Origin of the sequence: Bacillus sp. SA1-12, from assembly GCF_000981385.1 — a bacterium.
In the GTDB taxonomy this organism is placed as follows: Bacteria; Bacillota; Bacilli; order Bacillales; family Bacillaceae; genus Metabacillus.
Map to the genome: position 1 here is coordinate 51,074 of NZ_LATZ01000129.1, position 24,464 is coordinate 75,537.

General features: G+C 37.4%; 20 protein-coding genes and 1 pseudogene. 14 read left to right on the forward strand and 7 right to left on the reverse strand.

What is annotated here, in order from left to right; all coding sequences use genetic code 11:
- Positions 1 to 40 precede the first annotated feature (40 nt).
- A complete protein-coding gene (locus tag WQ54_RS25935) occupies positions 41 to 859 on the reverse strand; it encodes a helix-turn-helix domain-containing protein (protein ID WP_231597654.1) in 819 nt (272 codons plus the stop codon).
- 147 nt (positions 860 to 1,006) lie between these two features.
- Here WQ54_RS25935 and WQ54_RS25940 point away from each other — a divergent pair, with 147 nt between their 5' ends.
- Entirely contained in the window at positions 1,007 to 1,822 is an 816-nt protein-coding gene (locus WQ54_RS25940; RefSeq protein WP_046588795.1) for a phytanoyl-CoA dioxygenase family protein, read from the forward strand.
- 256 nt (positions 1,823 to 2,078) lie between these two features.
- Here the strand turns inward: WQ54_RS25940 and WQ54_RS25945 are convergent, their stop codons facing one another.
- On the reverse strand, positions 2,079 to 3,239 hold the full coding sequence (locus WQ54_RS25945; protein WP_046588796.1) for an asparaginase: 1,161 nt from the start codon (positions 3,237 to 3,239) through the stop codon (positions 2,079 to 2,081).
- A 622-nt stretch (positions 3,240 to 3,861) separates the two neighbouring features.
- On the opposite strand from WQ54_RS25945, the gene WQ54_RS25950 reads away from it, so the two are divergent.
- The 3 genes from WQ54_RS25950 to WQ54_RS25960 are packed head-to-tail and all read left to right on the forward strand — an operon-like array spanning position 3,862 to position 6,753.
- Entirely contained in the window at positions 3,862 to 4,578 is a 717-nt protein-coding gene (locus tag WQ54_RS25950; RefSeq protein ID WP_052737978.1) for a DUF5058 family protein, read from the forward strand.
- Between the two features lie 20 nt (positions 4,579 to 4,598).
- On the forward strand, positions 4,599 to 5,306 hold the full coding sequence (locus WQ54_RS25955; RefSeq protein ID WP_046588797.1) for a hypothetical protein: 708 nt from the start codon (positions 4,599 to 4,601) through the stop codon (positions 5,304 to 5,306).
- 34 nt (positions 5,307 to 5,340) lie between these two features.
- A complete protein-coding gene (locus WQ54_RS25960; RefSeq protein ID WP_046588798.1) occupies positions 5,341 to 6,753 on the forward strand; it encodes an amidohydrolase in 1,413 nt (470 codons plus the stop codon).
- Between the two features lie 347 nt (positions 6,754 to 7,100).
- Here the strand turns inward: WQ54_RS25960 and WQ54_RS25965 are convergent, their stop codons facing one another.
- From WQ54_RS25965 to WQ54_RS25975, 3 genes are all read right to left on the reverse strand, one after another.
- On the reverse strand, positions 7,101 to 7,790 hold the full coding sequence (locus tag WQ54_RS25965) for a glycerol acyltransferase (protein ID WP_231597655.1): 690 nt from the start codon (positions 7,788 to 7,790) through the stop codon (positions 7,101 to 7,103).
- Positions 7,780 to 8,892 carry a glycosyltransferase gene (locus WQ54_RS25970; RefSeq protein WP_046588801.1) on the reverse strand — a complete coding sequence of 371 codons (1,113 nt, stop codon included), beginning with the start codon at positions 8,890 to 8,892 and terminating at the stop codon, positions 7,780 to 7,782. Before WQ54_RS25970 ends, WQ54_RS25965 begins: the two co-directional genes overlap by 11 nt.
- A 593-nt stretch (positions 8,893 to 9,485) precedes the next feature.
- Positions 9,486 to 10,337, reverse strand: coding sequence for an AraC family transcriptional regulator (locus WQ54_RS25975; protein ID WP_046588803.1), 852 nt, complete (start codon positions 10,335 to 10,337; stop codon positions 9,486 to 9,488).
- A gap of 255 nt (positions 10,338 to 10,592) precedes the next feature.
- Between WQ54_RS25975 and WQ54_RS25980 the strand changes: the two genes are divergently transcribed.
- From WQ54_RS25980 to WQ54_RS26005, 7 genes and pseudogenes are all read left to right on the forward strand, one after another.
- Entirely contained in the window at positions 10,593 to 11,849 is a 1,257-nt protein-coding gene (locus tag WQ54_RS25980; RefSeq protein ID WP_046588806.1) for an ABC transporter substrate-binding protein, read from the forward strand.
- A gap of 145 nt (positions 11,850 to 11,994) precedes the next feature.
- Entirely contained in the window at positions 11,995 to 12,900 is a 906-nt protein-coding gene (locus tag WQ54_RS25985) for a carbohydrate ABC transporter permease (protein ID WP_197089677.1), read from the forward strand.
- A gap of 21 nt (positions 12,901 to 12,921) precedes the next feature.
- Complete coding sequence (locus WQ54_RS25990) at positions 12,922 to 13,755, forward strand: carbohydrate ABC transporter permease (RefSeq protein ID WP_046588807.1); 834 nt, start codon at positions 12,922 to 12,924, stop codon at positions 13,753 to 13,755.
- A gap of 243 nt (positions 13,756 to 13,998) precedes the next feature.
- Positions 13,999 to 14,982: a Gfo/Idh/MocA family protein gene (locus WQ54_RS25995; protein WP_046588809.1), complete on the forward strand. Its 984-nt coding sequence runs from the start codon at positions 13,999 to 14,001 to the stop codon at positions 14,980 to 14,982.
- Positions 14,979 to 15,755: a hydroxypyruvate isomerase family protein gene (locus WQ54_RS26000; protein WP_046588811.1), complete on the forward strand. Its 777-nt coding sequence runs from the start codon at positions 14,979 to 14,981 to the stop codon at positions 15,753 to 15,755. Before WQ54_RS25995 ends, WQ54_RS26000 begins: the two co-directional genes overlap by 4 nt.
- Before the next feature lie 667 nt (positions 15,756 to 16,422).
- Positions 16,423 to 16,805: pseudogene (locus tag WQ54_RS34955) on the forward strand (MarR family transcriptional regulator).
- 25 nt (positions 16,806 to 16,830) lie between these two features.
- Entirely contained in the window at positions 16,831 to 17,352 is a 522-nt protein-coding gene (locus tag WQ54_RS26005) for a GNAT family N-acetyltransferase (RefSeq protein ID WP_046588817.1), read from the forward strand.
- 194 nt (positions 17,353 to 17,546) lie between these two features.
- On the opposite strand, the gene WQ54_RS26010 is transcribed toward WQ54_RS26005, so the two are convergent.
- Complete coding sequence (locus tag WQ54_RS26010; protein ID WP_046588818.1) at positions 17,547 to 18,410, reverse strand: dimethylarginine dimethylaminohydrolase family protein; 864 nt, start codon at positions 18,408 to 18,410, stop codon at positions 17,547 to 17,549.
- 202 nt (positions 18,411 to 18,612) lie between these two features.
- Here WQ54_RS26010 and cobA point away from each other — a divergent pair, with 202 nt between their 5' ends.
- The gene (gene cobA / locus WQ54_RS26015) at positions 18,613 to 19,389 is read left to right on the forward strand and encodes a uroporphyrinogen-III C-methyltransferase (RefSeq protein WP_046588821.1); all 777 of its coding nucleotides are present in this window, start codon (positions 18,613 to 18,615) and stop codon (positions 19,387 to 19,389) included.
- Between the two features lie 703 nt (positions 19,390 to 20,092).
- On the opposite strand, the gene cyoE is transcribed toward cobA, so the two are convergent.
- The gene (cyoE, locus tag WQ54_RS26020) at positions 20,093 to 21,010 is read right to left on the reverse strand and encodes a heme o synthase (protein ID WP_046588823.1); all 918 of its coding nucleotides are present in this window, start codon (positions 21,008 to 21,010) and stop codon (positions 20,093 to 20,095) included.
- Positions 21,011 to 21,516: 506 nt separating this feature from the next.
- On the opposite strand from cyoE, the gene qoxA reads away from it, so the two are divergent.
- Both qoxA and qoxB read left to right on the forward strand, forming a co-directional pair.
- Positions 21,517 to 22,497: a cytochrome aa3 quinol oxidase subunit II gene (gene qoxA, locus WQ54_RS26025; protein ID WP_046588824.1), complete on the forward strand. Its 981-nt coding sequence runs from the start codon at positions 21,517 to 21,519 to the stop codon at positions 22,495 to 22,497.
- Positions 22,498 to 22,514: 17 nt separating this feature from the next.
- Positions 22,515 to 24,464, forward strand: a complete 1,950-nt coding sequence (gene qoxB, locus WQ54_RS26030) for a cytochrome aa3 quinol oxidase subunit I (RefSeq protein ID WP_046588826.1) — start codon at positions 22,515 to 22,517, stop codon at positions 24,462 to 24,464.

Consider the following 24,464-nt stretch of genomic DNA (forward strand, 5'->3'; position numbering starts at 1 on the left):
ACCCAATTATTAGATTTAGCAATAATAAGCAATTTGAAGATTATTCAGTTTCTTGTTTGTGCTGTTTATAAACCCTTGGCGACATACCGAACCGTTTTCGAAACTGTATAGCAAAATGATTATAATTTTCAAAACCAACCTCTGCTGCCGCTTCGGATGCATTTCGGTCTGTGTGCTCTAGCAGAAGTGCTGCTTGATTTAGTCTCATTTGAATAAATGTTTCCATAATCGATTTTCCGGTGTTTTCCTTAAATAAATGGGAAAGTCGTGATGGAGATAGCCCAACTTCTTTGGCAAGATCATCAATAGTAAATGTTTGGTTCATTCGCTTTGATAGTATATGAAGGATTTCCTCAACCCGCGGATCTAGGGAATGATTTTGCCTTTGAGCTATAAGTAAAAGTATTTCCTTTAATGAATTTTGACATAGTTCATACCAATATTTATTTCTTTCCCGGTAATCTTGAATAAGTCGTTCAAAGGCATCTTTTATACGAGTTCGAGCATACTCATTTTCAAAGGTTAGATTGATAAGTTTATGATCTGAGAGGTATTTTGCTTCAATAAGTTCAGGTGAAAAATGAGCCCATAGAAAATGCCATTCCTTTCCCTTGCTAGTCCCATATTGATGAGAAACCCCTGGTTTTAATAATGTAATATCGCCTTTTCTGCATGTTATCCGTTCGTTCTCCGCAGTAAAGTATCCCTCTCCATCGAGCGTAAATGTAATGAGCCAATCACCCATACCATTTGGACGAACCGCTTGATAGGAATCTTTTACAAGAAAATGTCCAGCTATTAATACCCCTGGCTCTGGATAAATGACGTAATCTGTTGGGAAATCATGCTTCGGCATCATAAGCCCTCCTAAAGAAAGATTGATTGTTTACCATTCATTATAGCAGGATTGTTATAGTTTTTAGCTATATTGTTACTTCAACAATGACCCGTAAATTTATACACTATTTGTAACAACCCGATAAAGGGGAAAGGGAGATGAGATCTGATGATCGAAGGATTAAGAACCATTTCTGAAGAACATAAGCAACAGTTTGAAAAAGAAGGGTATTTAATCATGAAAGGGGTATTTTGCCGAGAGGAAATAGCAGAAATTGAGGAGACCTTTATGGAAATGAGCAAAAAGCCGATTCCTGGTTGCTTTGAACCGATCATAGATGAACAATCGGAGAATGATGATCCGCTAAAGCGCTATCCGCGAATGATGCAGCCTCATCGTGTAAATGATGTGGCCATGAAATACATGCTTCATCCAAAGGTAATGGCCATCTTAGCTGATTTATATGGTGAGGAAGCATTAGCTGCGCAAAGCATGTTTTATTTTAAACCTCCGCGTTCACGGGGCCAAGCGTTGCATCAGGATAATTTCTATTTAAAAGTTGAGCCGGGAACATGTATCGCAGCATGGACAGCCGTGGACAGGGCTGATGAAGAAAATGGCACATTGCTCGTTGTGCCAAAGACAAACAACGATGATATTTATTGTCCGGAATTAGCCGATGAAAAAGAATCCTTTACAAAGCACTTTGTTAAGGTGCCAAAGGGATTAAAAGCAGTACCTGCGATTTTGGAAGAAGGGGATGTTCTGTTTTTTAACGGAAATTTAATTCACGGCTCTTATCGGAATAAATCAAAGGACCGGTTTCGGAGGTCGTTTATTTGTCACTATGCAGGAGAATCGACAACCAAAATCGGCCATTATTACAGCCCGCTATATCGACAAAACGGCAGCAAGGTAGAGCCGGAAACGAATTCTGATTCAGGTCCATGCGGTAATGAGTTTGACGCACTTTATCCGCACTAGAAGAACATGTCCTTATTATTAGGTGAAATTGTTAGAATACAACATAAAAAAGCCGATTCTTGTTCAGGATCGGCTTTTTATGTCATAGGTGAACGGTATGTTTATAATATTCAGGAATAAAATCGTTTGTGCCTCACTGATGATGTACTTAGATTCAATAATAATATGAATCAACCGTTAGTAGAAAAGCCCTTCCATTTGAAAGTTTAATATAGTTAACTTTATGTGATAGTTGCTTTCTTAATTTTTAAATGATCTAGTTAAGTTCTACTTGGCGAACACCATATTCTGCTGCCCATTCTTTAACCTGATTAAAATCATTAGAGAAGGATAATGATAGCATTAATAGAATACGGGCATGTTGAGGATTTAAATTATCTGCTGGGATAATTCCTGTACCACTACTATAAACACTTCCACTTCCAGTACGGGTTGTACTCATAAAGGTTACTCCTTTTTCAATGGCTTTCATTCTTTCCGCACTCTGCAACGAAGAAATCCCGCCAGCTCCGGTTCCGGCTGTTACTATTCCTTTTACACCTGAATCAGCAAAGGCTTTTATAGCCTCCCCGCCAGCTCCCTGGTAAGAATAAACAATTTCTACTTTTACTAATTCTTCTTTGGGAATTTTCTTTAAGTTAAATGGAGTTCTCCATTCTTTATTATTTTTATATTCTAATGCTCGGGCAGGAGCTTCATAAATTTGAATATGATCCTGATCTATGTAACCTAATGTGCCAGTTTGAGATTCAAATGTATCAACTCTGTAACTATTCGTTTTTGTGACATCTCTAGCCGGGAGAATTGTATCATTTAACATGATAACAGTACCAAAATAAGATGTTTCTTTACTTGCAGCTAATTTAATTGCGTTAAACAGGTTTGCTTGTGCATCGCTTCCAATTACAGTCCAAGGTCTCATTGAACCTGTTACAACCACGGGTTTGGGACTTTGTACAGTCAGGTCAAGAAAGTAGGCAATCTCTTCCATTGTATCCGTACCGGTTGTAATAACAACACCGTCATGATCCTTAAGATATTCATCCACCTTTAGGGATAGGTCATAAAGATCCTGCAAAGTGTATGCTGATGAACCCTTGTTTCCGAATTGATAGGTTGATACATTTGCAAGCTTGTCTACATTTGGCAATTGGTTAACCATTTCCTCAATTGCAAGACTCCCTGACTTATAATCAATAAAACTAGTTTCATCTGTAGAAACGCCCGATATGGTACCGCCTGTACCGATTACTTTAACTTTTGGTTGTATGGTTTGTTTTGTTTTTGACTCTTTCTTTTCACCAGCTGCATATGTAACTGTGCTTAAAGGGCTAACTTCATTGAATACGGAAACTCCTCCGCCTACCATAAAACTTATTACGGTTGCGGCTAATAATGTTTGTTTAAGTTTTTTCATCGACCATTCCTCCGAATCTAGTTTGGTTTGTTCACAAAAATTATGATAGATTGATTATTTTCATTTGTCTTGATACTTGTTAGATTATTTAACGTTGATTAGTAGCGAATATTGATTATTGGCGTTTAATGGATTGGACTTGGAAGGAAAGTTTACATAATGTTAGTTTGTAGGAAACAGATTTTTCAAGAATTTTTTAACTATTGTTACTTATCTATTTCCTCTAGCATTCCGTATGAAGGAAAGTGATAGATGCCTATTTCAAAGCAATCTATTTGGTGTTTTTATAATGTTATGAACAAGATCATATAAGATTTTCTTGTTAATAATCCTAAATGGAGAAAAAATTCTGTCCCTGTTGCACTGAAAACAATGGTAAATTTTCTTACATACATATAGATATTCTTGCTTAATTGCTATTAAATGAAAAATAAGTTTTCGAAAGCTTTATTCATTACCAAAGTGAAGAATGAAGCGATGACCAGGTTTTCAAATATGAAAGTAAAAAAAGAAGGGGGGGTTGCTGGATGATAAAAAATTGGGAATGTGGCTTCTGCCATTTTTTACATCCTTACATACCTGAATTCTAAAGGGTAAAAAAATGGGTTAGGAGGGATTAATCTTGGAACAAGCGATGCGATTAGCCAACAGTTATCCGGTCTGGGTGTTTGCCACAATTGTCATAGGCATTGTTATTTTTCAAGCGATTACCTTTATAAGGCTTGCGGAAAGAACAAGAGAAAGTGTTGGAATGACTGGTAAAGAAATGAAGAGTGCCCTCAAAGTAGGTGCCATCAATGCAATTGGGCCAGCAATGTCCAGCTTGATTATTGCCATTTCTTTGATTACCTTTCTGGGTAACCCTCTAACATTTATGAGATCTGTAGTAATTGGCTCTTCTGCTACAGAGGCTGCAGGTGCAAATCTTGCAGCAACAGCTTTCGGAACAGAGCTTGGAGCAGATGGATTTAATGAACAGGCCTATACATTGATCGTCTGGACTCTATGTTTAGGCGGAATAGGCTGGCTGCTGGTTACCGTATTCTTTACAAAATCTTTAGGCAAGATGCAGGAGAAATTTTCCAACGAAAAAGGAAGCGGTCGAGGAGGCTTGATGGCCATTATCTCAAGTGCCGCTATGATAGGGGTATTTGGAAACTTTGTCAGTGCTGAATTAATGAAGGGGTTAGCGAATTCTGTTGTTGTCATCACTGCAGCATTGTCTATGTTTATCATTCTATTAATCGCCAAAAAACTGAATATGAAATGGCTGATAGAATGGTCACTTGGTTTTTCCATTCTATCAGCATTGACCGTTGGGTACTTCATTTCATTATAAACGTAGAGGAGGCAAACATCATGGAAATAAGTAAAAAAGCATTGGTATTAGAGGATTTAGCTGTAAAAAACAGTTTAGAAATAGAAGAATTTCATCAGAAATCACATTTCTGGGGCCGCATAACAATGTGGATGGTTATTATTTTAAGTGTCATGTTACCTATGTATTTATCATTTGTTTCGGGCTTCCATCCAGGCTGGCAACCTATTATTGCAGCATTTTTAGCATATGCTGCGATGGTTGGTTATGCATGGGTGATAGAACCCGTTTCTTATTATCCAACACTTGGTGTGTCCGGGACTTATCTAGCTTTCTTGACTGGAAACATCGCAAATATGTGTCTCCCTGCTGCAGCGGCTGCACAAAATGCAATCGGTGCTGAGCCCGGGACTAAAAAGGGTGAAATAACAGCAGCATTAGCCATTGCAGCCGCATCCTTGGTCAATATTGTGATAATTGCTTTCATTATTGCGAGTGGCTCTTTTTTCATCTCCATCATTCCACCTTCAATTCAAACTGCATTTCAATATATTGTTCCAGCTATTTTTGGGGGGATTTTGGCTCAATTTGCAATAAAGAAACCAATATATGGAGTCGTTGCCATTATTGCCGGAGTCGCCATTAACTTTGCCCCCATCATGCCATTTTTTAAGGGAATTATCTGTATCTCGGTTACCATTGCTGCGTGTATTTATCTGGAGAAAGGAAAGAATCCCAAAAAAGCTTGATTTGAGAATGTTAAAACAAAAGGAGCTGTTGAAAATGAATAAACATACTATTTTAGATTGGCTAAATAAAAATGATGGAATTTTTACGAGTATGGCACAAAAGATTTGGGAAAATCCACAAATTGCTTATGAAGAGGAGTATGCCTCTGAATTACAAATGCAGACCTTGAACCAAGCTGGTTTTAGAATAACGAGAAATATCGGCGGTGCTGTAACTGCCTTTGTAGCTGAATATGGTTCCGGTAAACCAATCATTGGTATTTTAGGAGAGTATGATGCATTACCGGGATTGTCACAGACAGTAAGCGCTGTTCATAATGAGGTGGTGCCAAATGGCCCAGGTCACGGCTGCGGGCACAATTTGCTTGGAACAGCTGGAGTTGAAGCAGTCATCTCGGTGAAAGAAGTGATGGAAGCCGAAGGGATAACAGGTACGATTCGTTATTATGGGTGTCCGGCAGAAGAAGTCCTCTCGGGAAAAACGTTTATGGCAAGAGAAGGGGTATTTGATGATTTAGACTGTGCGTTAACATGGCATCCGAGTTCCTCAAACTTTGTGGTAAATATGAGTATGCAATCTATGGTGTCGGTAAAATACCACTTTAAAGGAATTACGGCCCACGCAGCAGCAGCACCGCATGCAGGCCGAAGTGCACTGGATGCGGTTGAATTAATGAATGTTGGTGCTAATTATATGAGAGAACATCTGCTGGATGGCTCCCGAATTCATTATGTCATTACAAATGGAGGGCTGGCACCGAATATTGTGCCAGATCAAGCAAGTGTTTGGTATTACTTGAGGGCAGCAACCAAAGAGCAAGTGGATGATATGCATGTCCGAATAGAGAAGATAGCTAGAGGAGCTGCCTTGATGACAGAAACCGAAGTTAGTTCTGAAATATTGGCCTTCGCATATGAAACGCTTCCAAATGATGTATTGAATGGTTTAATGTATGAAAATATGAAAGTAGCTGGGGCCCCTCACTTTAATGAAAGTGAGTTAAAATTCGCCAGAGAGTTAGTAAGTACAGTTGATAAAAAGATTGTTGAAATGTCAAAGAAACAGTATGGAGGCTTAATTGAAGAGATCTTGCCAATCAGCTTTGATAATCACAAACATTTAAAGGGAGTTTCGGTTGGCGGGTCAACTGATGTGGGGGATGTAAGTTGGATTACTCCGGTCGGGCAGATCATGACGACTTGTGCACCAGTTGGTGTACAAGCGCATTCCTGGCAAGCAACTGCTTCTTATGGTTCCTCAATTGGCTTTAAAGGGATGCATTTAGCAGCTAAAACAATGGCACTTTCACTATATGATTTACTAATGAGTCCGGAACTTATCAAGCAAGCTAGACAGGAATTTTCAAAACTGACAGCAGGGAAGCCGTATGTTCCAGGGATTCCGCAAGAGGTTACACCACCTGTTGCTGCTAGTACACTCGTTTAGGAATTTAAGAGTTATGTGAAAGCAAGTGCTTGCTACCTCTTTATATAGATTTACTTGCATTTGTGGTTTAATTTATGATAGACGATCACTAGCGAAGGTTTTTATGGGGAATTTGTTCTAAATTCCAATGGGTACTCCTAACGGACAATTTCTTTTCAAGTAACGCACCATATAAAAAGGAGTGAATCCTTTGATAAAGTGGCTGCCTCAAAAGGTCGTATCATTACGACTTTTTGAGATCAGCCTTTCTTTTTTACCTGGTAATGGATTTATTCATTTCGTTTCCTTCAGAAATTGTAAAAGTTCATAATATAAAAAAGATGGAATAAAAGGAATTTTAGTGGGGGTTATTCTCCACATTCTTCGGCTAACTGGTTAAGTGTATCAATGATCTCTTGGTATATTCTTTTTCTCTCCATGTTTATATCTTCCCCTTCTCTAAAGCGAATTTCTTTTTTCGCAATCAATAATTTTTTCTTTTTACTTACATACAGAGGGATAAAGCATACATGCTCACCTGTGGCTTGGTAATAATATTTGTCTAGTAAAAGGTAGCCATCATACATCTCTTTTATTTGTGAAGAATTGTCAGTGTAATCAATGTCAGGGAAAATTACAATGCTGTCACCTTTGCATAATGCATCAACACTTAACCTGAAAGTGTGAATGATTTTTCTCGATCCGCGGTATACTGGGATGCCCTTGCCAGATCTTAAGAATGTTGTAATGGCAAAAGATAGCGGCAATGCGAACATTTTTGCTGCATATTTGTTTATACCGAATCTTTTTGTAAACGTGTAGTCAACGTACTGCCTGTAGCATGTCTCTTGATCAAGGAAGACATGGAGGATCCAGGCACGCAGAAGTTTAGGGAACCACAGCAATATAATAAATGGTCCAAATAAATTTTGATGGTGTGAAACATAAACAACTGGCCGCGTCAGTTCAAAAGGAATTTGGACATGATAGGTTGGATAGACCAACCGAATTATTCCTTGGAAAAATTGAAATACTTTTCCGTAGTTCCTACCCATCATGATGATCTCCTACTGAAGACTGTTTTGCGACGTTTTTTTGATTATTTTTAAAGACCCAATGAAGTTGAATTTCATAGCTGGCGATACCGAGGATGATATCTGCACATATTTTCGCAATGATCACTGGAATCCCAATAGCTAAATTGGCTGACGTAATGAGAAGATAGGATGCGTAGATGATACAAAAGCATAAAACATAATATTTGAGCATTGAAAGGATAAAATGATTTCCGGCCTTAAACACATACTTCCGATTCATATAAAAGTTAAAAGACGAAGAGAGCATTCGGGAAACTAATGTCGCATAAAAAACTCTTGCTTCTAATGGCAAACCTTTTAGAAGAAAGCTGGCAAGTAAAATAAAACTGCCTATATCAATGATGCCTGAAAGGATAATGGCGTATGAGTAATGTAAAAACCCAGAAATAAGCTTAATAAAAATCTTAATTGAATCTACAAACGAGTTAAAATGTGATCCGGCGTTATGATCAAGATAGATGGTTTGAATCGGAAGTTCAAAGAATGACAGACTCATTTTTTTCGAATGAATAAGCATATTAATTTCATATTCATACCGTTCTCCTTTAATATTCAAGAGAAAGGGGAGATGAGACTTAGAAATCCCTCTTAATCCAGTTTGTGTATCCCGCAGTTTATACCCATATAAGATCTGAAAGATCAAACTTGTGAACCTGTTGCCTATCAAACTGCGAAAAGGGACATCAGTGCCGGTAAAATCACGAACTCCCAGGATGAGTTCACCCTTTTTGTTTTCAAGTGCTTTTGCTACTTTGCACACATCTTCAAATGAATGCTGGCCATCAGCGTCAGCAGTAACCACTCCATGCAAATCCTGAAAATGATTTAAAAAATAGGAAAAAGCTGTTTTTAAAGCTCTTCCTTTTCCTTTATTTTTGTCATGTGTTAACACTGTGCAGCTTGCCATCTTCTTTAATTGAGTAAAAATATACGTTAATTCTTCCTTGCTGCCGTCATTGACAACAATGATTTGAGCAGCACCTGCTTCTAATAATGAGTGAACATATTCAACTAAGTTTTCTGTTGGATTAAGGACAGGGATTATTATTGCATATTTATCCATAATAATATCTCCTTTCAACACCTTCTCCAGTTAAACAGCTTCAAGCAAACGTTTTGATCCTTCTATTTTATAGACTTTCTTAATGGTTTTCTTATAATGATATTCCTTTTCCTTCTGTTAAATTCCAAAGGTTTAGCTTATGATTCTGGAACAAAAAATAAAAAATCTCATCGATTTCATACAAGAATTTTTTTGCAAACTTTGATGTGGCAGGGCAAATATGCGGATGATAAGATTTGTGTTTTTTCTAAAAAAAAATGAGGTTAGAGCCTTAGCGCTAAGGAGAATCCTAGACTGCTCGCTTTTGTCAACAGGTTAGGTTAACAGTGGTTAAATAAAAAATCTTTTAGAAGCGGCTTTTCTATAGGACAAACATAAAAATCGGTAGAAGGATTAATAGGATGGCAGGTGCAGCTATTAAAAGAGAGAGGAAGTCTGTCTCAAACCTTTTAGGTCAGACTTTTTAGAGACAGACTCGTATTAAATGTTACAAGACATAGATAGTAAGAAAACTTTGTAATAGAAAAGTGAGTATAATGGGAGAGGCGGTCTTAATGGTTTTGCCTCTGTTTGATTTAATGAATAGATAAAGCTTATTGACAATGAACCTTCCGCTTGTATTCCCCTGGCGACATCCCCATATTCTTTTTAAACAATCTCGTAAAATATCTTGAATCAAGGCCGAGTTCATCTGCAATTTCGTTCAATGTGATATGCTTATTACGTTCAATTAAGTCAACTGCATGCAAAATGCGGAGGTTCTGCAAATACTGGTTTAAAGTAACACCGAAATATTGGCGAAATAATCGATTTAAATGCTGATGTGAGTAGCCAGAAGCCTTTGATACCTCTGATAATGAAATAGGTTGTGTATAATGCTCCTTTAAAATCGTTGTCACATGCTCCAGAATGGCTTCACTTGGATTCGAACGATCAACTTTTGGCGTATGATAGGAAAAAAAGAGTGTTTGTTTTCTAAACTCTAATAGAAAGGAATAGAGTAATTCGGAAAGCTTCCATATCAGCTCTGGTTGATTATGTTCAGCTAATGCCCAAATATGTTCTGCTAAATTCCAAAGCAGCTCCAGCTCATTAATCGGTAAAACCTCACCGTTTTTTAATTCCATATTTTGCAGCATTGTAGGGACAGAAGCACCTCTGATTGAAATAAAACCTACGAGCCATGGTTCATCCGATATTGGAAAATATTCATGAGGGATACCTTCATAAATAATGAAAGCATGTTTCTTTGCTGCCACACGGTCATGCTGCCCCTTGATCCGGATTCTTCCGCTGCCGCTAAGTGTAATGAGCACTTGAGTTGCAGAAAAGCCCATAGGTCTGTGAAGGGCATTCTGGATGTTGGAACCCACCGTATACAGCTGCAATGGGATCAGATCTTTATTTAACTGAGTGGTTATAAAACGGATAGGTAATTCGTTCATGAGACAGCTTCCTTTCATGTTCAGATTGTCCAACCTTATGTTCAAATAAGCCCTTGATGCTTTGATAAGACTAATACTATTATAAAGTTGACAAGCTTACTATTGGGTTTAGTAGTTTGTTAGAGACAATTATATATTTTTTTAGACCCATATGAAAGCGGATACATAATGTTGCGGGTACTTTCAAGGGGGTGAGTACAGAAAGCAGCTATCTTTAGGTCACAGTAGTTATTACAAGACAAGGGGTGTTATGGGATGAAAAAAATAATCAGCTTTCTTTTAGTATCAATACTAGTTTTTACAATTACAGGCTGTAGCAGTTCCTCACAATCTAGTTCTGATAGTGATGGGAAAGTTTCGCTAACCCTATGGTACTGGAACCGTTCACTTGATGATGAGCTGCTCAAAAAGGTTGAGGAAGAATTTCCAAATGTAGACCTTAAAGCGCAAAAAATTGATGGAGCAGACTATAAAACGAAGCTGCAAACAACCCTAGCTGCAGGATCTGGAGCACCAGATATTGTTGCATTAAATGATTGGGCAAATGAATTTCTTCCTTACTCTGATCAATTTGTGAATCTACTAGACTATGGTGCAGATGAATTAAAAGACCAATATTTAGATTGGAAATGGAATTATACATTAACACCAGATAAAAAGACATTAATTGCACTGCCTATCGATACAGGCCCAACTGCTTTATTCTATCGAGCAGACTTGTTTGAAAAAGCGGGCTTGCCGACAGATCCTGCTGAAGTTTCCGCACAGCTCTCTACATGGGAGGAATATATCAAGGCCGGTGAAAAGCTGGAGGCTGCAACAGGCGTAAAAATGTTCGATAGTATTAATCGTGTGTTTACTCAATATATCAGTCAAAGTGACAGCGTTTACTTCGACGAAAAAGACAATTTTATTGGCGATGGAGGAAATGTTAAAAAAGCATGGGATATGGCCATGTCCGTTCATGAGAAAGGCTTAGCCGCAAACTTGGTAGACGGTACTGAGTGGAATGCCGGTATGAATAATGGAGAAATTGCTTCATTTATCGGTGCCGTATGGACAAAGAAAATCCTGGAAGAAGCAGCACCTGATACGTCAGGAAAATGGCGTGTTGCCCGGGCTCCTGGTGGAGATGGAAATAATGGCGGTTCGTTCATTGGCATTACTAAAGCCTCTAAACATCCAGAAGAGGCATATGAAGTAATCAAATGGCTGATGAGTCCGGAAAATCAGCTGCAGGCGTATACGACAATGGATTTATTCCCATCAACTCCTAGTGTTTTCGAGGACCCAAAAATGAGCAGCGAAGAACCGTTTTTTGGTAATCAAAACACTACGGAAATCTTTAGCCAATCTGCCGAAAATGTAAAACCGCGCTATTTTGGGCCAACTTACAGTTCGGTAAATACGTTGTTCACTGATCAGTTAACAAATGTGGCTAACCAAGATCTTGACCCTGACAAGGCTTGGGAAGATGTATTGAAACAGGTCGAAAAAGAGCTTTCACGATAATAAATAGAAAAAAGCAAAAAGTACTAGGTAAAATAGATACCCTGTTTCATCCTAGTGCTTTTTGTTATAACCAAGAAACAGGTTTTTAAGGAGGGATATTATGAATAATGTTGCAAATACGAAAAAAGTTGCAAGCGTTCAGCAAATGACGCCATCTCAAAAGGGAAGCTTGTGGCGTGAAATCTATAAAAATCGAACACTATATCTATTCATCTCCCCATTTTATTTATTATTTTTAATTTTTGGCTTATTCCCGATTTTATTTTCTTTATATTTGTCTTTTCATAAATGGGGCGGACTTGGCGAAATGGAGTTTGTCGGGTTTAAACAATTTACATATTTACTAACGGATACAGTGTTTTGGCAGTCTGTTGGAAATACGTTTGCGATTTGGTTTCTGTCAACTGTTCCGATGCTGTTCGGCGCATTAGTGATTGCCTTTTTGCTAAATACGCCATTCTTGAAATTCAAAGGGTTTTATCGAACATCGTTTTTTGTCACGAATGTAACATCCATAGTAGCAGTTACCATTATTTTCAAATCAATATTTGGCGATAATTATGGGTTGCTGAACTATGTTTTAACAACGATTGGTCTAGAGCCGTTGGAATGGCTCTCATCAGAGTTTTTAATCAAGATTGTCATAGCATCAATGGTCGTTTGGCGCTGGACTGGCTATAATGCAATCATTTATTTAGCAGGATTACAAGGAATTCCGAATTCATTATATGAGGCAGCGAAAATGGATGGAGCGAACCTCATGCAAATGTTTTTCCATATTACGATTCCGCTCTTAAGACCAATTATTCTCTTTACTGTGTTAATGACAACAATAGGGTCGATGCAGCTATTTACAGAACCGCAAGTTCTACTTGGAAATTCCGGCGGTGTCGGCGGAGCTGGATTGACGATCACGTTATATATGTATAACCAGGCATTCGGTGACAGTCAATATGGCTATGCAGCTGTTGTATCTTGGGCGCTTTTTGTCATTATTGCTCTGTTTTCATTGCTAAATTGGAAAATTGTTCAGAAAACTGGAGCGAAGTAACGATCATGAGGAGGATTTTGAATGGATGGTAAGAATGAAGCAATTAAAAAAGTCATATTACATTTCTTCTTATTGATAGGTGTATTTATTTCGATATTTCCGTTTTACTGGCTGGCGGTCATGTCAACAAATAAGACAAGCGATATTTTAAGATTTCCGCCTAAGCTTGTATTTGGTTCGGAACTGTTTACAAATATAAATAATGTTTTGCAGAATGTCGATTTCTTTAAATCCTTTTTAAACACAATCTTTGTTTCGACAACCCAAGCTCTTGCTATTTTATTCTTTTGTTCACTTGCTGGATTTACATTTGCGAAATTTCAATTTCCTGGGAAAAAGTTTCTCTTTACCTCACTTTTGATCACGATGATGATTCCTTCTCAGCTATCGTTTGTTCCCTCATACATCATGATTTCAAAGATGGGCTGGGTCGACACCTTTCAGGCGCTAATTATTCCTGGATTAGCGAATGCATTCGGGATTTTTTGGATCAAGCAATACTCAGAAGAAGCGATTCACGATAGCCTGCTTGATGCCGGCAGATTGGATGGCTGCAATAACTTTCGTTTATATTGGAACATCGCCTTGCCAATATTGAGGCCTGCGTTAGCCTTTCTTGGAATTTTCTCATTCATCAGCATGTGGAATGATTATCTATGGCCGCTAGTGGTCTTAAACGATCCAACCAAACATACGTTACAGGTTACGTTATCTCAATTAAATGGGATCTATAATACAGATTACGGAATGGTCATGGCAGGGACTTTATTAGCTACTCTTCCATTAATCATCTTATTTATGTTTGTCAGCCGACAGTTTATTTCAGGAATTGCAGCAGGTGCGATTAAAGATTAATAGCTTTCTATGGTTATCTTTGGTAAAAGGTTTATAAACAGCTTTTAAGCCAATCTTAATGGGCAGTAAAACTCCCTATTTTAAATGTTAGAGAAGCTAGGAAGAATAAAGAAAGGGAAAACTGCCCGTAATGATCGAAGGACAGGACGTGGCGATTTAAGCGTGATAAGTTTATCTAACCATCAGTAAAAAGGACTTACGGATGGAAGTTTCACTATTATATAGAATGGGAGGAGTATCATTTTGACTCTAAAGATCGGGTTTATTGGTACAGGTGGTATTGCAAAAGCACATCTAAATAATTTAATGAAAATAAAGGAAGCAGAAGTCACAGCTTTTTTTGATATTAACTTGGAAAGAGCTCAAAAAGAAGCGCTTGAATGGAAAAATGCGAAGGCTTACAAAGATGTGAATGAAATGTTAGATGATCAAAAGCTCGATGCCGTCTACATATGTGTACCGCCAATGGCCCATGGTGAAGCCGAGATTGCAGTCATCGAAAGAGGAATTCCATTCTTGGTTGAAAAGCCTCTTGGAATTGATCAACTTCCAACAGACATTCTTAAAAAGATTGAACAAAAAAAGCTCATTACCTCTGTAGGCTATCATTGGCGCTATCAAGAAGCGACGAGAAGAGCGATGGACTTATTAAATGATCGAAAGCTTGGAATGGCTCTAGGATATTGGATGGGCGGCATGCCGATGGTCCCATGGTGGCGGTTGCAAACCGGATCAGGGGGACAGTTTGTTGAACAAACAACCCATATCGTTGATTTATTACGTTATTTATGTGGTGAGATCGTTGAAGTGTTTGCAGCATATGGTCATCAAGTGATGCATGAAAAAGTAGAAGGAACGACCGTTGCAGATGTTGGAACAGTGACGATGAAATTGGCTAATGGCAGTATTGCGACGATTTCGAACACATGCATGTCACCTGTAGGGCATAAAGTCGGCTTAGATATTTACACAGATCAAGGTGTTCTCGAAATCAGCAGCGGTGGAATAAAGGATATCAGGCAAAATTCGATTAATGAGTATAAGGAGAGAATCAGCCCATATTTCGTAGAGGATGAAGTCTTTATAAATGCTATTCTTACAGGGGATTCCTCGAAGATTTTATCAGACTATCAAGATGCTCTTATAACACATGAAGTCACATTGGCCGCTAATAAATCAGCAGAAATTGGAAAGCCGATTAATTTGAAGGAGTTGTCACATATATGAAATACTCACTTTGCATAGGAGCTTATAAAGAAAAAGATGTGGTTTATCATCTTGAAAAAGTAAAGGAACATGGGTTTCATGGGCTTGAGTATTACGGCTGGTGGGATTTAGATTTAGAGCAGGTAGCAAAGGAGCAAGAACGAATCGGTGTAGGAATTATTGCTACATGTACAAAGGTTTTTAACTTAGTAGATGAAACGAAACGTGAGGAGTATCTAGCAGGTTTAAAGCAAACAATTGAGGCTTGTAAAATACTTGGGATAAAATCAATTATTACCCAAACAGGGAATGTAATTGAAAGTGTTCCACGTGAAATCCAAAGGAACGCGATGGTCGAAACATTAAAACACTGTGCTCCTCTTTGTGAGGATGCAGGCATTATTTTAGAGGTAGAACCATTAAACGGACTAGTTGACCATCAAGGACATTTTCTTCAATTTTCAGATGAAGCGGCAGCTGTTATTGATCAAGTAAATAGTCCGAATGTTAAGTTAGTATTTGATGTTTACCACCAACAGATTACAGAAGGTAATGTAATCCGCAATGCCACAAACTATATCGACCGGATCAGCCATTACCATATTGCAGATAATCCAGGCCGTAAACAGCCGGGAACAGGTGAACTGAATTATATTAACATCTTAAATGCGATTAAGGAAACAGGCTATGATGGGTTTGTCGGTCTTGAATGTGGATATACTATTGAGACAGACAAGGCTTTGGAGGAGTTTAAACAGACGATTTTACGTCATGTTGAGCCTTTAACTGTATAAGATTTGTTGGATAAGAGGCTGTCTCAAAACAAAGGTTCATCACTTTTTCATAAGCTCGTTCTCTTATGAAGTACCGCAGAAAAAGCAAACATAAAAACAAGAATAAAAGCAGGGGATTTCACACCTGAAATCGCACTGCTTTTTAGCATTTTTTGCGTAAAAAGATTCATATAGAAATAGTTTTGAATTGAATGGATGTTACGGATTTACCTCACCTGAATGGTAATTCTTTTATAGAAAAATGGTAAGGGATCATTTTGTTCATACTTCTTAATCTTTTTTTCATGAGATAGCGTAATTCCAATCTTATCAAGTCTATTTAATAGATATCAATAATTTACATAATAAAAAAATCCTTTACTAATCGAATTAGTGAAGGATTTTTTTATCTATCTAAGTAAAAAGTCAAAAATATATATACACCCAAAGTTTCGCAGTATGCATCACGATTAAAGATCAACTGACCAAAAATGCAGCAAAAAAAGATATTCCAAGCTCTAATTGTATAGTGAAATAAATATATATCATATTTTACTCGACCCTTATCGTTATTTTTGTTGTAAATGCAACGAAAATAAGTTAAATTAAATATGTGCCATTTTTATTGCATTTGCAACAAAATATATACTAAGGAGTTAATGATGAAGTAATTCTCCGTAAAATTGGAATGATAGCAAGGGCATTGGATTCTAAAAGTAATAAAGAATTTAAAGAATATGGCCTTACAAAAGGTAGTATTTGTATATTAGGAAAATATGTAAAAACCAAAAATTATTCAAGAAAAGTTAGATGAAATAATAATATTGGCGAACAAAAGCAGCTTATACTATAAAAAACTTGAAATTAATGGTTCTATTGTAAAGAAAAAAAACTATTTCCAACAGAGAAAGGGAAATTCTTTATCCTTTTATAAAAAGAGAAAAAGGTAATTCTAAGATTGATTCAATAGAGTGATTTTCCGAAAGAGAAGTAGAGACTATTTTCAATCTTCTTCAAAGAGTACGAAAAAATATAGAAGAGAATAAAAAAGGAAACAAGAGAATTTATTGATTTTCAAAAGGAGAGACATATTTAAATGACTATAAATATAAAAAAGTGTACCCTTGAAGATTCACGCAAACTTCAAGAAATTAGTTATGAAACTTTTAATGAGACATTTAAGCATCAGAATTCACCTGAAAATATTAATTCCTATTTGGAAAGGGCATTTAACATCAAGCAATTAGAAAAAGAGTTATCCAATAATTCTTCACAATTCTTTTTAGTTTATTTTAATAATGAAGTCGCTGGATATTTAAAGGTCAATACCAATGATGCTCAGTCTGAAGAAATGGGTGATGAATCACTTGAAATCGAAAGGATTTATATAAAGAATAAGTTTCAAAAACAGGGGCTTGGTAAATATCTGCTAAATAAAGCGATGGAAACTGCGATAAAAAGTAATAAAAAGAAAATCTGGCTAGGCGTATGGGAAAAAAATGAAAATGCTCTTGCTTTTTATAAGAAAATGGGGTTTGTTCAAACGGGAACCCACTCTTTTTATATGGGTGATGTTGAACAAATGGACTTCATCATGACCAAAACACTTATAAACTAAAACTAAATCGCAAAGTAAATGAAGTAACATTATTTTCATTATTCTTTTGCTTAGTCAATTCAATAAAAAAGCAGAGCTAATTCATATGCGAATTAATCTGCTATTTTTATATGGCTTATTATTGGTTCTGTATTCCAAAAGAAAACGTCTTACCCTTATTAGGCAGAATTTTTTGGGGGAAAAGTTGATAGTACTTAAGAAGATGCGTTTTCTCGAATTAAAGGAAGGGTACAGCAGCGGAAGGCTCCGCCTGATTTAATGATTTCAGTAATATCGACCTCGATCACTTGATATCCGCGCTCTCTAAGTTTTTGATTAACTTGCTTATTTATTGGCAGGCTTATTACCCGTTTCTCACCAATTGAGAGGACATTTGTGCCTAATGTTGCTTGTTCCTCTTTAGAAACTTCAATTAAATCATAACGGCTTGACAGGATTTTCTGTTTTTCAGGCTCAATTTCTCCTGGGAAAATTAAGGCCTCATTTGGAGATAAAATATTAAAGACACAATCTAAGTGTAAATAGGTATCGGTAAAAGGGACTGCGATTACTTCGAATGTAGGCAGCAGGCTTTGCAAATGTTTAATAGATGTTTCATTGGTGCGATTGCTTATGCCGATATATACGGTGTTACGATCAATGATCACGTCTCCGCCTTCGATTTTGTCTCCAATTAGATTGGTATAAGTCATTTCTTCCTTTTCCAGCAAATCTAAAAATGGTCTTTCCTCACCTTTTCGGACATCATGTGCCATTTCTGCAACAAAAACTTGATTTCCAAGGGTAAAACCAATATCACGGGTAAATACCTGTTCAGGAAATTTTTCTATAGGGGGCAGCTGCATCACTTCAATCCCGTTTTGTTGAAGGGTTTCAACAAATTGTTGATGCTGTTTTATCGCAAGCTTTGTATCAATGTTTTCTTTTACATATTGTTTTTGCGTTTCATTAATTGGTTCTCTAATTGTCATAAATTCCGGTGAACATAAAACAACTTTTTTTAAGGTATCATATTCACTAAAACAAGAGGTTTTTATGTATTTTGGTATTGTATTCATTTGTATCCTCCAAACATAAAGCGATTAGTTGTAATATGCCCTTTCTTGCTTTTAATAAAACTTCTTAATAATGATAATTGTAAAAAAAACGCCTGATTGTTTTTATTTTTTCCACTTTGGATTCTTTTTCACTTATAATAGCTTGTAAAGAAATGAACTACATTCAAATTGATCATCAAGGTTATGGAAGAAGGTTGAAGCTGTGAGTATTGGGAAAGTTTATTTAGTGGGAGCTGGTCCTGGTGACCCAAAGCTTATTACTGTGTACGGATTAGAATGTATCCAAAAGGCGGATGTTATAGTATACGACCGTCTGATTAGCAAAGATTTATTAGGGCATGCCAAAAAGGATGCAGAACTTATTTATTGTGGCAAACTGCCTGGGAAGCATGAGCTTATTCAGGAACAGATTCATGAGGTATTAGTAGAAAAGGCATTTGCGGGTAAAGAGGTAGTCCGATTAAAAGGCGGAGATCCTTTTGTGTTTGGCCGAGGTGCTGAAGAGGCAGAGGTGTTAAGAAATAACGGCATTCCATATGAAGTGGTTCCAGGGATTACCTCTGGTATTGCAGCACCTGCCTATGCAGGAATACCAGTTACACATCGGGATTTTGCTTCATCATTTGCAATAGTGACAGGACATGGCCGTGAAGATAAGAAGACTGATACGATTAATTGGGAAGCATTAGCAAAAGGAATTGATACGATCGCCTTTTATATGGGAATTAAAAATTTACCCTATATTTGCGAAAAGCTCATTGAACACGGCAAAAGTCCTGAAGCACTTGTGTCAGTTATCCAATGGGGAACAACTCCCTCACAAGTCGCAATTACTGGAACGTTAGCGACAATCGTTGAAGAAGTAAAGAAAAATCAAATTACACACCCTGCCATTGTTTTAGTGGGCCAGGTAGCTGAATTGCGAGAGAAAATTAAATGGTTTGAAGACCTTATCGATGATGAAAAGGAAGAAAAGTAGTATGGTGCTGTTAGTAGAAAAGCTCAAGCGCCTTTCTAAGCGACTATAGGAATTGGAGTACTTCCACTCTGGTTTCGGCTCCTAGCCACGCAAATCTAGCCAATCAGGAATTGCAGGTGGAAAACACTTTCTATTTCGTCTTAATCTCCTGAGGCTGTACAGTGGCCTCACCTTTTAAAGGATGAGAGATAGGGAGACTTCCAAAAGCAGGTGGTTTTCCTACTGAAGTACAGAAAAGTCCTGAAGAAAATGTAAATGCCTAAAGGACACACTTCTAACTTCTGTTAGAGAAGTGCAGAAAAGTCCCATAGAAGATTTTTAAAGGACAAACTTGGGATAAAGAAGCGCAGAAAAGTCCCATAGAAGGCTTTTAAAGGACAAACTTGGGATAAAGAAGCGCAGAAAAGTCCCGTAGAAGGCTTTTAAAGGACAAACTTGGGATAAAGAAGCGCAGAAAAGTCCCATAGAAGGCTTTTAAAGGACAAACTTGGGATAAAGAAGCGCAGAAAAGTCCCGTAGAAGGCTTCTAAAGGACAAACTCCGGTTAGAGAACCGAAGGAAAGTATGATAGAAAGCTTCTAATGGACAACTCCCATTAAGAGAAGCGTTCAGTTAGACACCAAAGCGAAGTACAAATTGTTATTCTTACATTTCAAAAAAGGTCAGCTCCCCATTTGTGGGGACTGACCTTTTTATATATTCCTTACCCTATAAACGAAATAATCATCATTAAGCCAAAAAGAATCGTTAAATGATTTAAAGAAAACACAAACATGAGCGTAGCCCATTTTTCATTCTTTAGCTTTTTGAAGCCCCAAATACCTAGCACCATCCAAGCTAGAGTAAGAATAAACATGCTAATGGCAATGATTTTGCTATAAGGCCAAAAGATAAAAGAAACTGCCAGTAATAAAACTAAGTATAGAATCGATTGGACTTTTGTCCGGTAAATGCCTTTAACTACAGGGAGCATTGGGACACCAGCTGCCTTGTATTCATTTAAGCGACGAATGGCAATTGCATAGAAGTGCGGCGGCTGCCATAAGAACATAAAGGCAAATAGGCCTAATGCAACAGGGTGTAGAATATCTGTTGAAATGACTGCCCAACCGATAAGCGGAGGCATGGCTCCGGAAAGACATCCTACTTCCGTGTTATAGATCGTTGTCCGCTTTGTGAGCATTGTGTAAGCAAACACATAAAAAGCAAAGCCTAAAAAGCCAATAAACGCGGCTATATAGGAGACAGCTAATAACAAAGCAATACCGATTGCTACAAGGAAGATGCCCAGCCAAAGTGCAAATTTCGGATTGATTGATCCATCAACAGTAGGTCGGTCTTGTGTTCTCTTCATGATTGCATCAATATCGCGGTCGTAATAATTGTTTATCGCACCGGAACCTCCGACAACGAATGCTGAACCAATTAAGGATAGAATGATGTCAGGAATCCTTTCAGCAAAGCTTATGTCGTACACATAAAGAGCGAAACAAAGTCCTGCAAACATTCCCATCAGATTGGACTTAATGATTCCAGTCTTTATGATTAATTTTAACACTTTCCATGAAAAATACTGTTTCAAAGAAAATGATTCCTTTACTACCAATTCGGGGTTTTTCACAACCATTCTCCTCTTTATATAAAGTAAAAATTTTGTACCGCTTTTATCTATAGCCATGGCACTTGGCTCCGCAAGTCCAGCTGCTCAAGGTGAAGGCAAAGCTTCTGATTTTCCCGGAACAAATGCAAGACTCCTGCGCTTTTCTTCTTCATTATGATCTAAAAGTACCGAAATTTCTTCCCAAAAATTAAAAATACACACTATTGTCATAAAGCTATTGCAATTTCGTAACAGTTTTTTGAAAGTTTTAAAAATGCGCATGCAATGGTTTATGATCTAGAGCATGAAGGGTACTTTTAATATACCAATCTTTAAATACTTTACCAATTTTGTTAACAATCTGTGAAAAATGTTAGTCTAAATTTCGAATGTTGTTCAATAAAGCGGATTCAGCTATTTCGTTTTTTTGAAAATTTGATAGTATGTGTAATTGTAAACAATTTGTTATTGTGAAGTATCCAATTAATTATGAATCTCTTACTTTTTAGAAAGGAAGGTGAACATAGATGTTCAAAAAGGTAAAACCATTATTAAGTGTTATGATGGGTTTGTTTTTCGTAACCATCTTAAGCGGCTGTAGTGAATTAGCAATTTTTGATCCGAAAGGACCGAATGCTGTAGTACTACGTGATCTTATTATGTATTCCATTTACTTTATGATCTTTATTATGATTGTCGTTTACATCTTATTTACCTTTGTTATCGTAAAATATCGTGATCGCAAGAATTTTAATCCAAAGGATCACGAGCCTAACATCCATGGCAGCACAAAGTTGGAAATTATTTGGACACTTATTCCGATTGTTATCATTATTGCACTATCAATTCCAACTGTTAAGGTTCTTTATCAATTGGAAGAACCGCCAAAAGAGACTGCTCATAAAGAGCCGATTGTTATCCATGCAACATCAGTGGATTGGAAATGGATTTTTAGTTATCCAGAGGAAGATATCGAAACAGTCAATTACGTAAATGTTCCAGAGGATCACCCAGTTCTATTTAAAATCACCTCTGCTGATTCTATGAGTTCCTTCTGGGTTCCGCAAATAGGCGGCCAGGAATATGGTATGCCTGGAATGGTGAATGACTTATATCTTCAGGCCGATGAACCTGGTGAATATGAAGGAATGAACTCAAACTTTACAGGTCAGGGAATGTCACATCAAAAGTTTAACTTTGTTGCTCTGACAGAAGAGGAATATCAAACTTGGGTAAAAGATACACAAGATAACGCACCTGAATTAACGGAAGAAACATATGAAAAATTAATGTTGCCAGAAACGGTGAATGAGTTGACTTTCTCAAATACCCATTTGGATATTGTTGATCATGGGATGGATTCTGGTGAATATGCAATGCAGGTTCGTGAAAAATATGGAGTTGTTATCAATAAACACGGTAACGAAGAATCTCACGAACAAAAAGAAGAAACTCAAGAAGAGACTGATTCTACAAGCAATGAATCAAACTCACACCATCACCACTAAGGAAGGAGGAACACCATATGTTCGATTTTATTAAGGATAATTTAATTTTAAATGATCCAATGCTTATTGCGGCAAACATTTCCATCTTGTTAACAGCCATTGGGATCGTCTTTATTTTAACCTACTTTAAAAAGTGGAAATGGCTTTGGACTGAATGGCTAACAACTGTCGACCATAAGAAAATTGGTATCATGTACATTATTGCAGCTGTTGTTATGCTTTTCCGCGGTGGTGTTGATGCATTATTAATGAGGGCGCAATTGACCGTGCCTAATAATGATTTTTTAACATCTCAGCATTATAATGAAATTTTCACAACACACGGTACAATCATGATCATATTCATGGCGATGCCGTTCGTCATAGGTTTAATGAACGTTGTTGTTCCACTGCAAATCGGAGCGAGAGACGTAGCTTATCCATATATAAATGCGTTGAGCTTCTGGTCATTTTTCTTTGGAGCGGTCTTATTTAATATTTCCTTTGTCTTTGGTGGTTCACCAGATGCAGGTTGGACGAACTATGCTCCATTAGCAATTGAAGGAAGCCCTGGACCAGGGATCAACTATTATTTATTAGGTTTACAGATTTCAGGGATTGGTACTTTATTAACAGGTATTAACTTTATTGTAACAATCATCAAAATGCGTGCACCAGGTATGACATTAATGCGTATGCCTATGTTTACTTGGACAGCATTGATTACAAACTTTATTATTGTTTTTGCTTTCCCGGTTTTAACAGTAACATTAGCTTTAATGACATTTGACCGTTTATTCGGTACACATTTCTTTACGATGGCTGACGGCGGTATGCCAATGTTATGGGCTAACTTGTTCTGGATTTGGGGACATCCTGAAGTATATATTGTTATTTTGCCAGCGTTTGGTATTTTCTCTGAAATTATCTCAACGTTTGCAAAGAAAACATTGTTTGGTTATAAATCAATGGTTATCTCGATCGTTACGATTTCTTTATTGAGTTTCTTAGTTTGGGTTCACCACTTCTTTACAATGGGAGGAAGTGCGGCCGTTAACTCAGTATTCTCAATTACGACGATGGCTATTGCCGTTCCAACAGGAATAAAAATCTTTAACTGGTTATTAACTCTTCATAAAGGACGAATCGAATTTACCGTACCAATGCTTTGGTCTGTTGGATTTATTCCTACGTTCTTAATTGGAGGAGTAACAGGTGTTATGCTTGGTATGGCAGCGGCAGATTTCCAATACCATAACAGTTATTTCCTTGTTGCTCACTTCCACTATACGTTAATTGCTGGTACAGTATTTGCTTGCTTTGCTGGTTTTGTTTTCTGGTATCCAAAAATGTTTGGTCATAAATTAAATGAACGCCTTGGAAAATGGACATTCTGGCTCTTTACAATTGGATTCAATGTCTGCTTCTTGCCGCAGTTCCTACTAGGGTTCGATGGTATGCCAAGACGTATCTACACTTACGGACCTGAAGACGGCTGGACTGGATTAAACGTAATATCTACAATTGGCGGAGTAGGTATGGGTATTGCCTTTATGCTGCTTGTATATAACGTATATTACAGCTTCCGTTATTCAAAAAGAGAAACTACAGGCGATGCATGGGGCAATGGCCGTACATTAGAATGGGCTACATCATCATCGGTTGCGCCATTCTATAACTTTGCAGTTGTTCCTGAAGTAAAGGGTCTTGATGCATTCTGGCTCATGAAGCAAGAAAAGAAAAAGGAAAAAGTGGAATTTAAGCCAATTCATATGCCTAGTAACGCAGGTACACCATTTGTCATGTCAGCATTATTCTTTGTCGCTGGTTTTGGCTTAGTCTTTAAATTATGGTGGATGGCCATTTTAGGCGGTATCGGTGTTCTAGCATGTATGGCATTCCGTTCACTTCGCTCACATAAAGAAGATGAAGGCTATTATGTTAGCGTAGAAGAAATCATACAAACGGAACAGAAAAAGGAGGCGTGA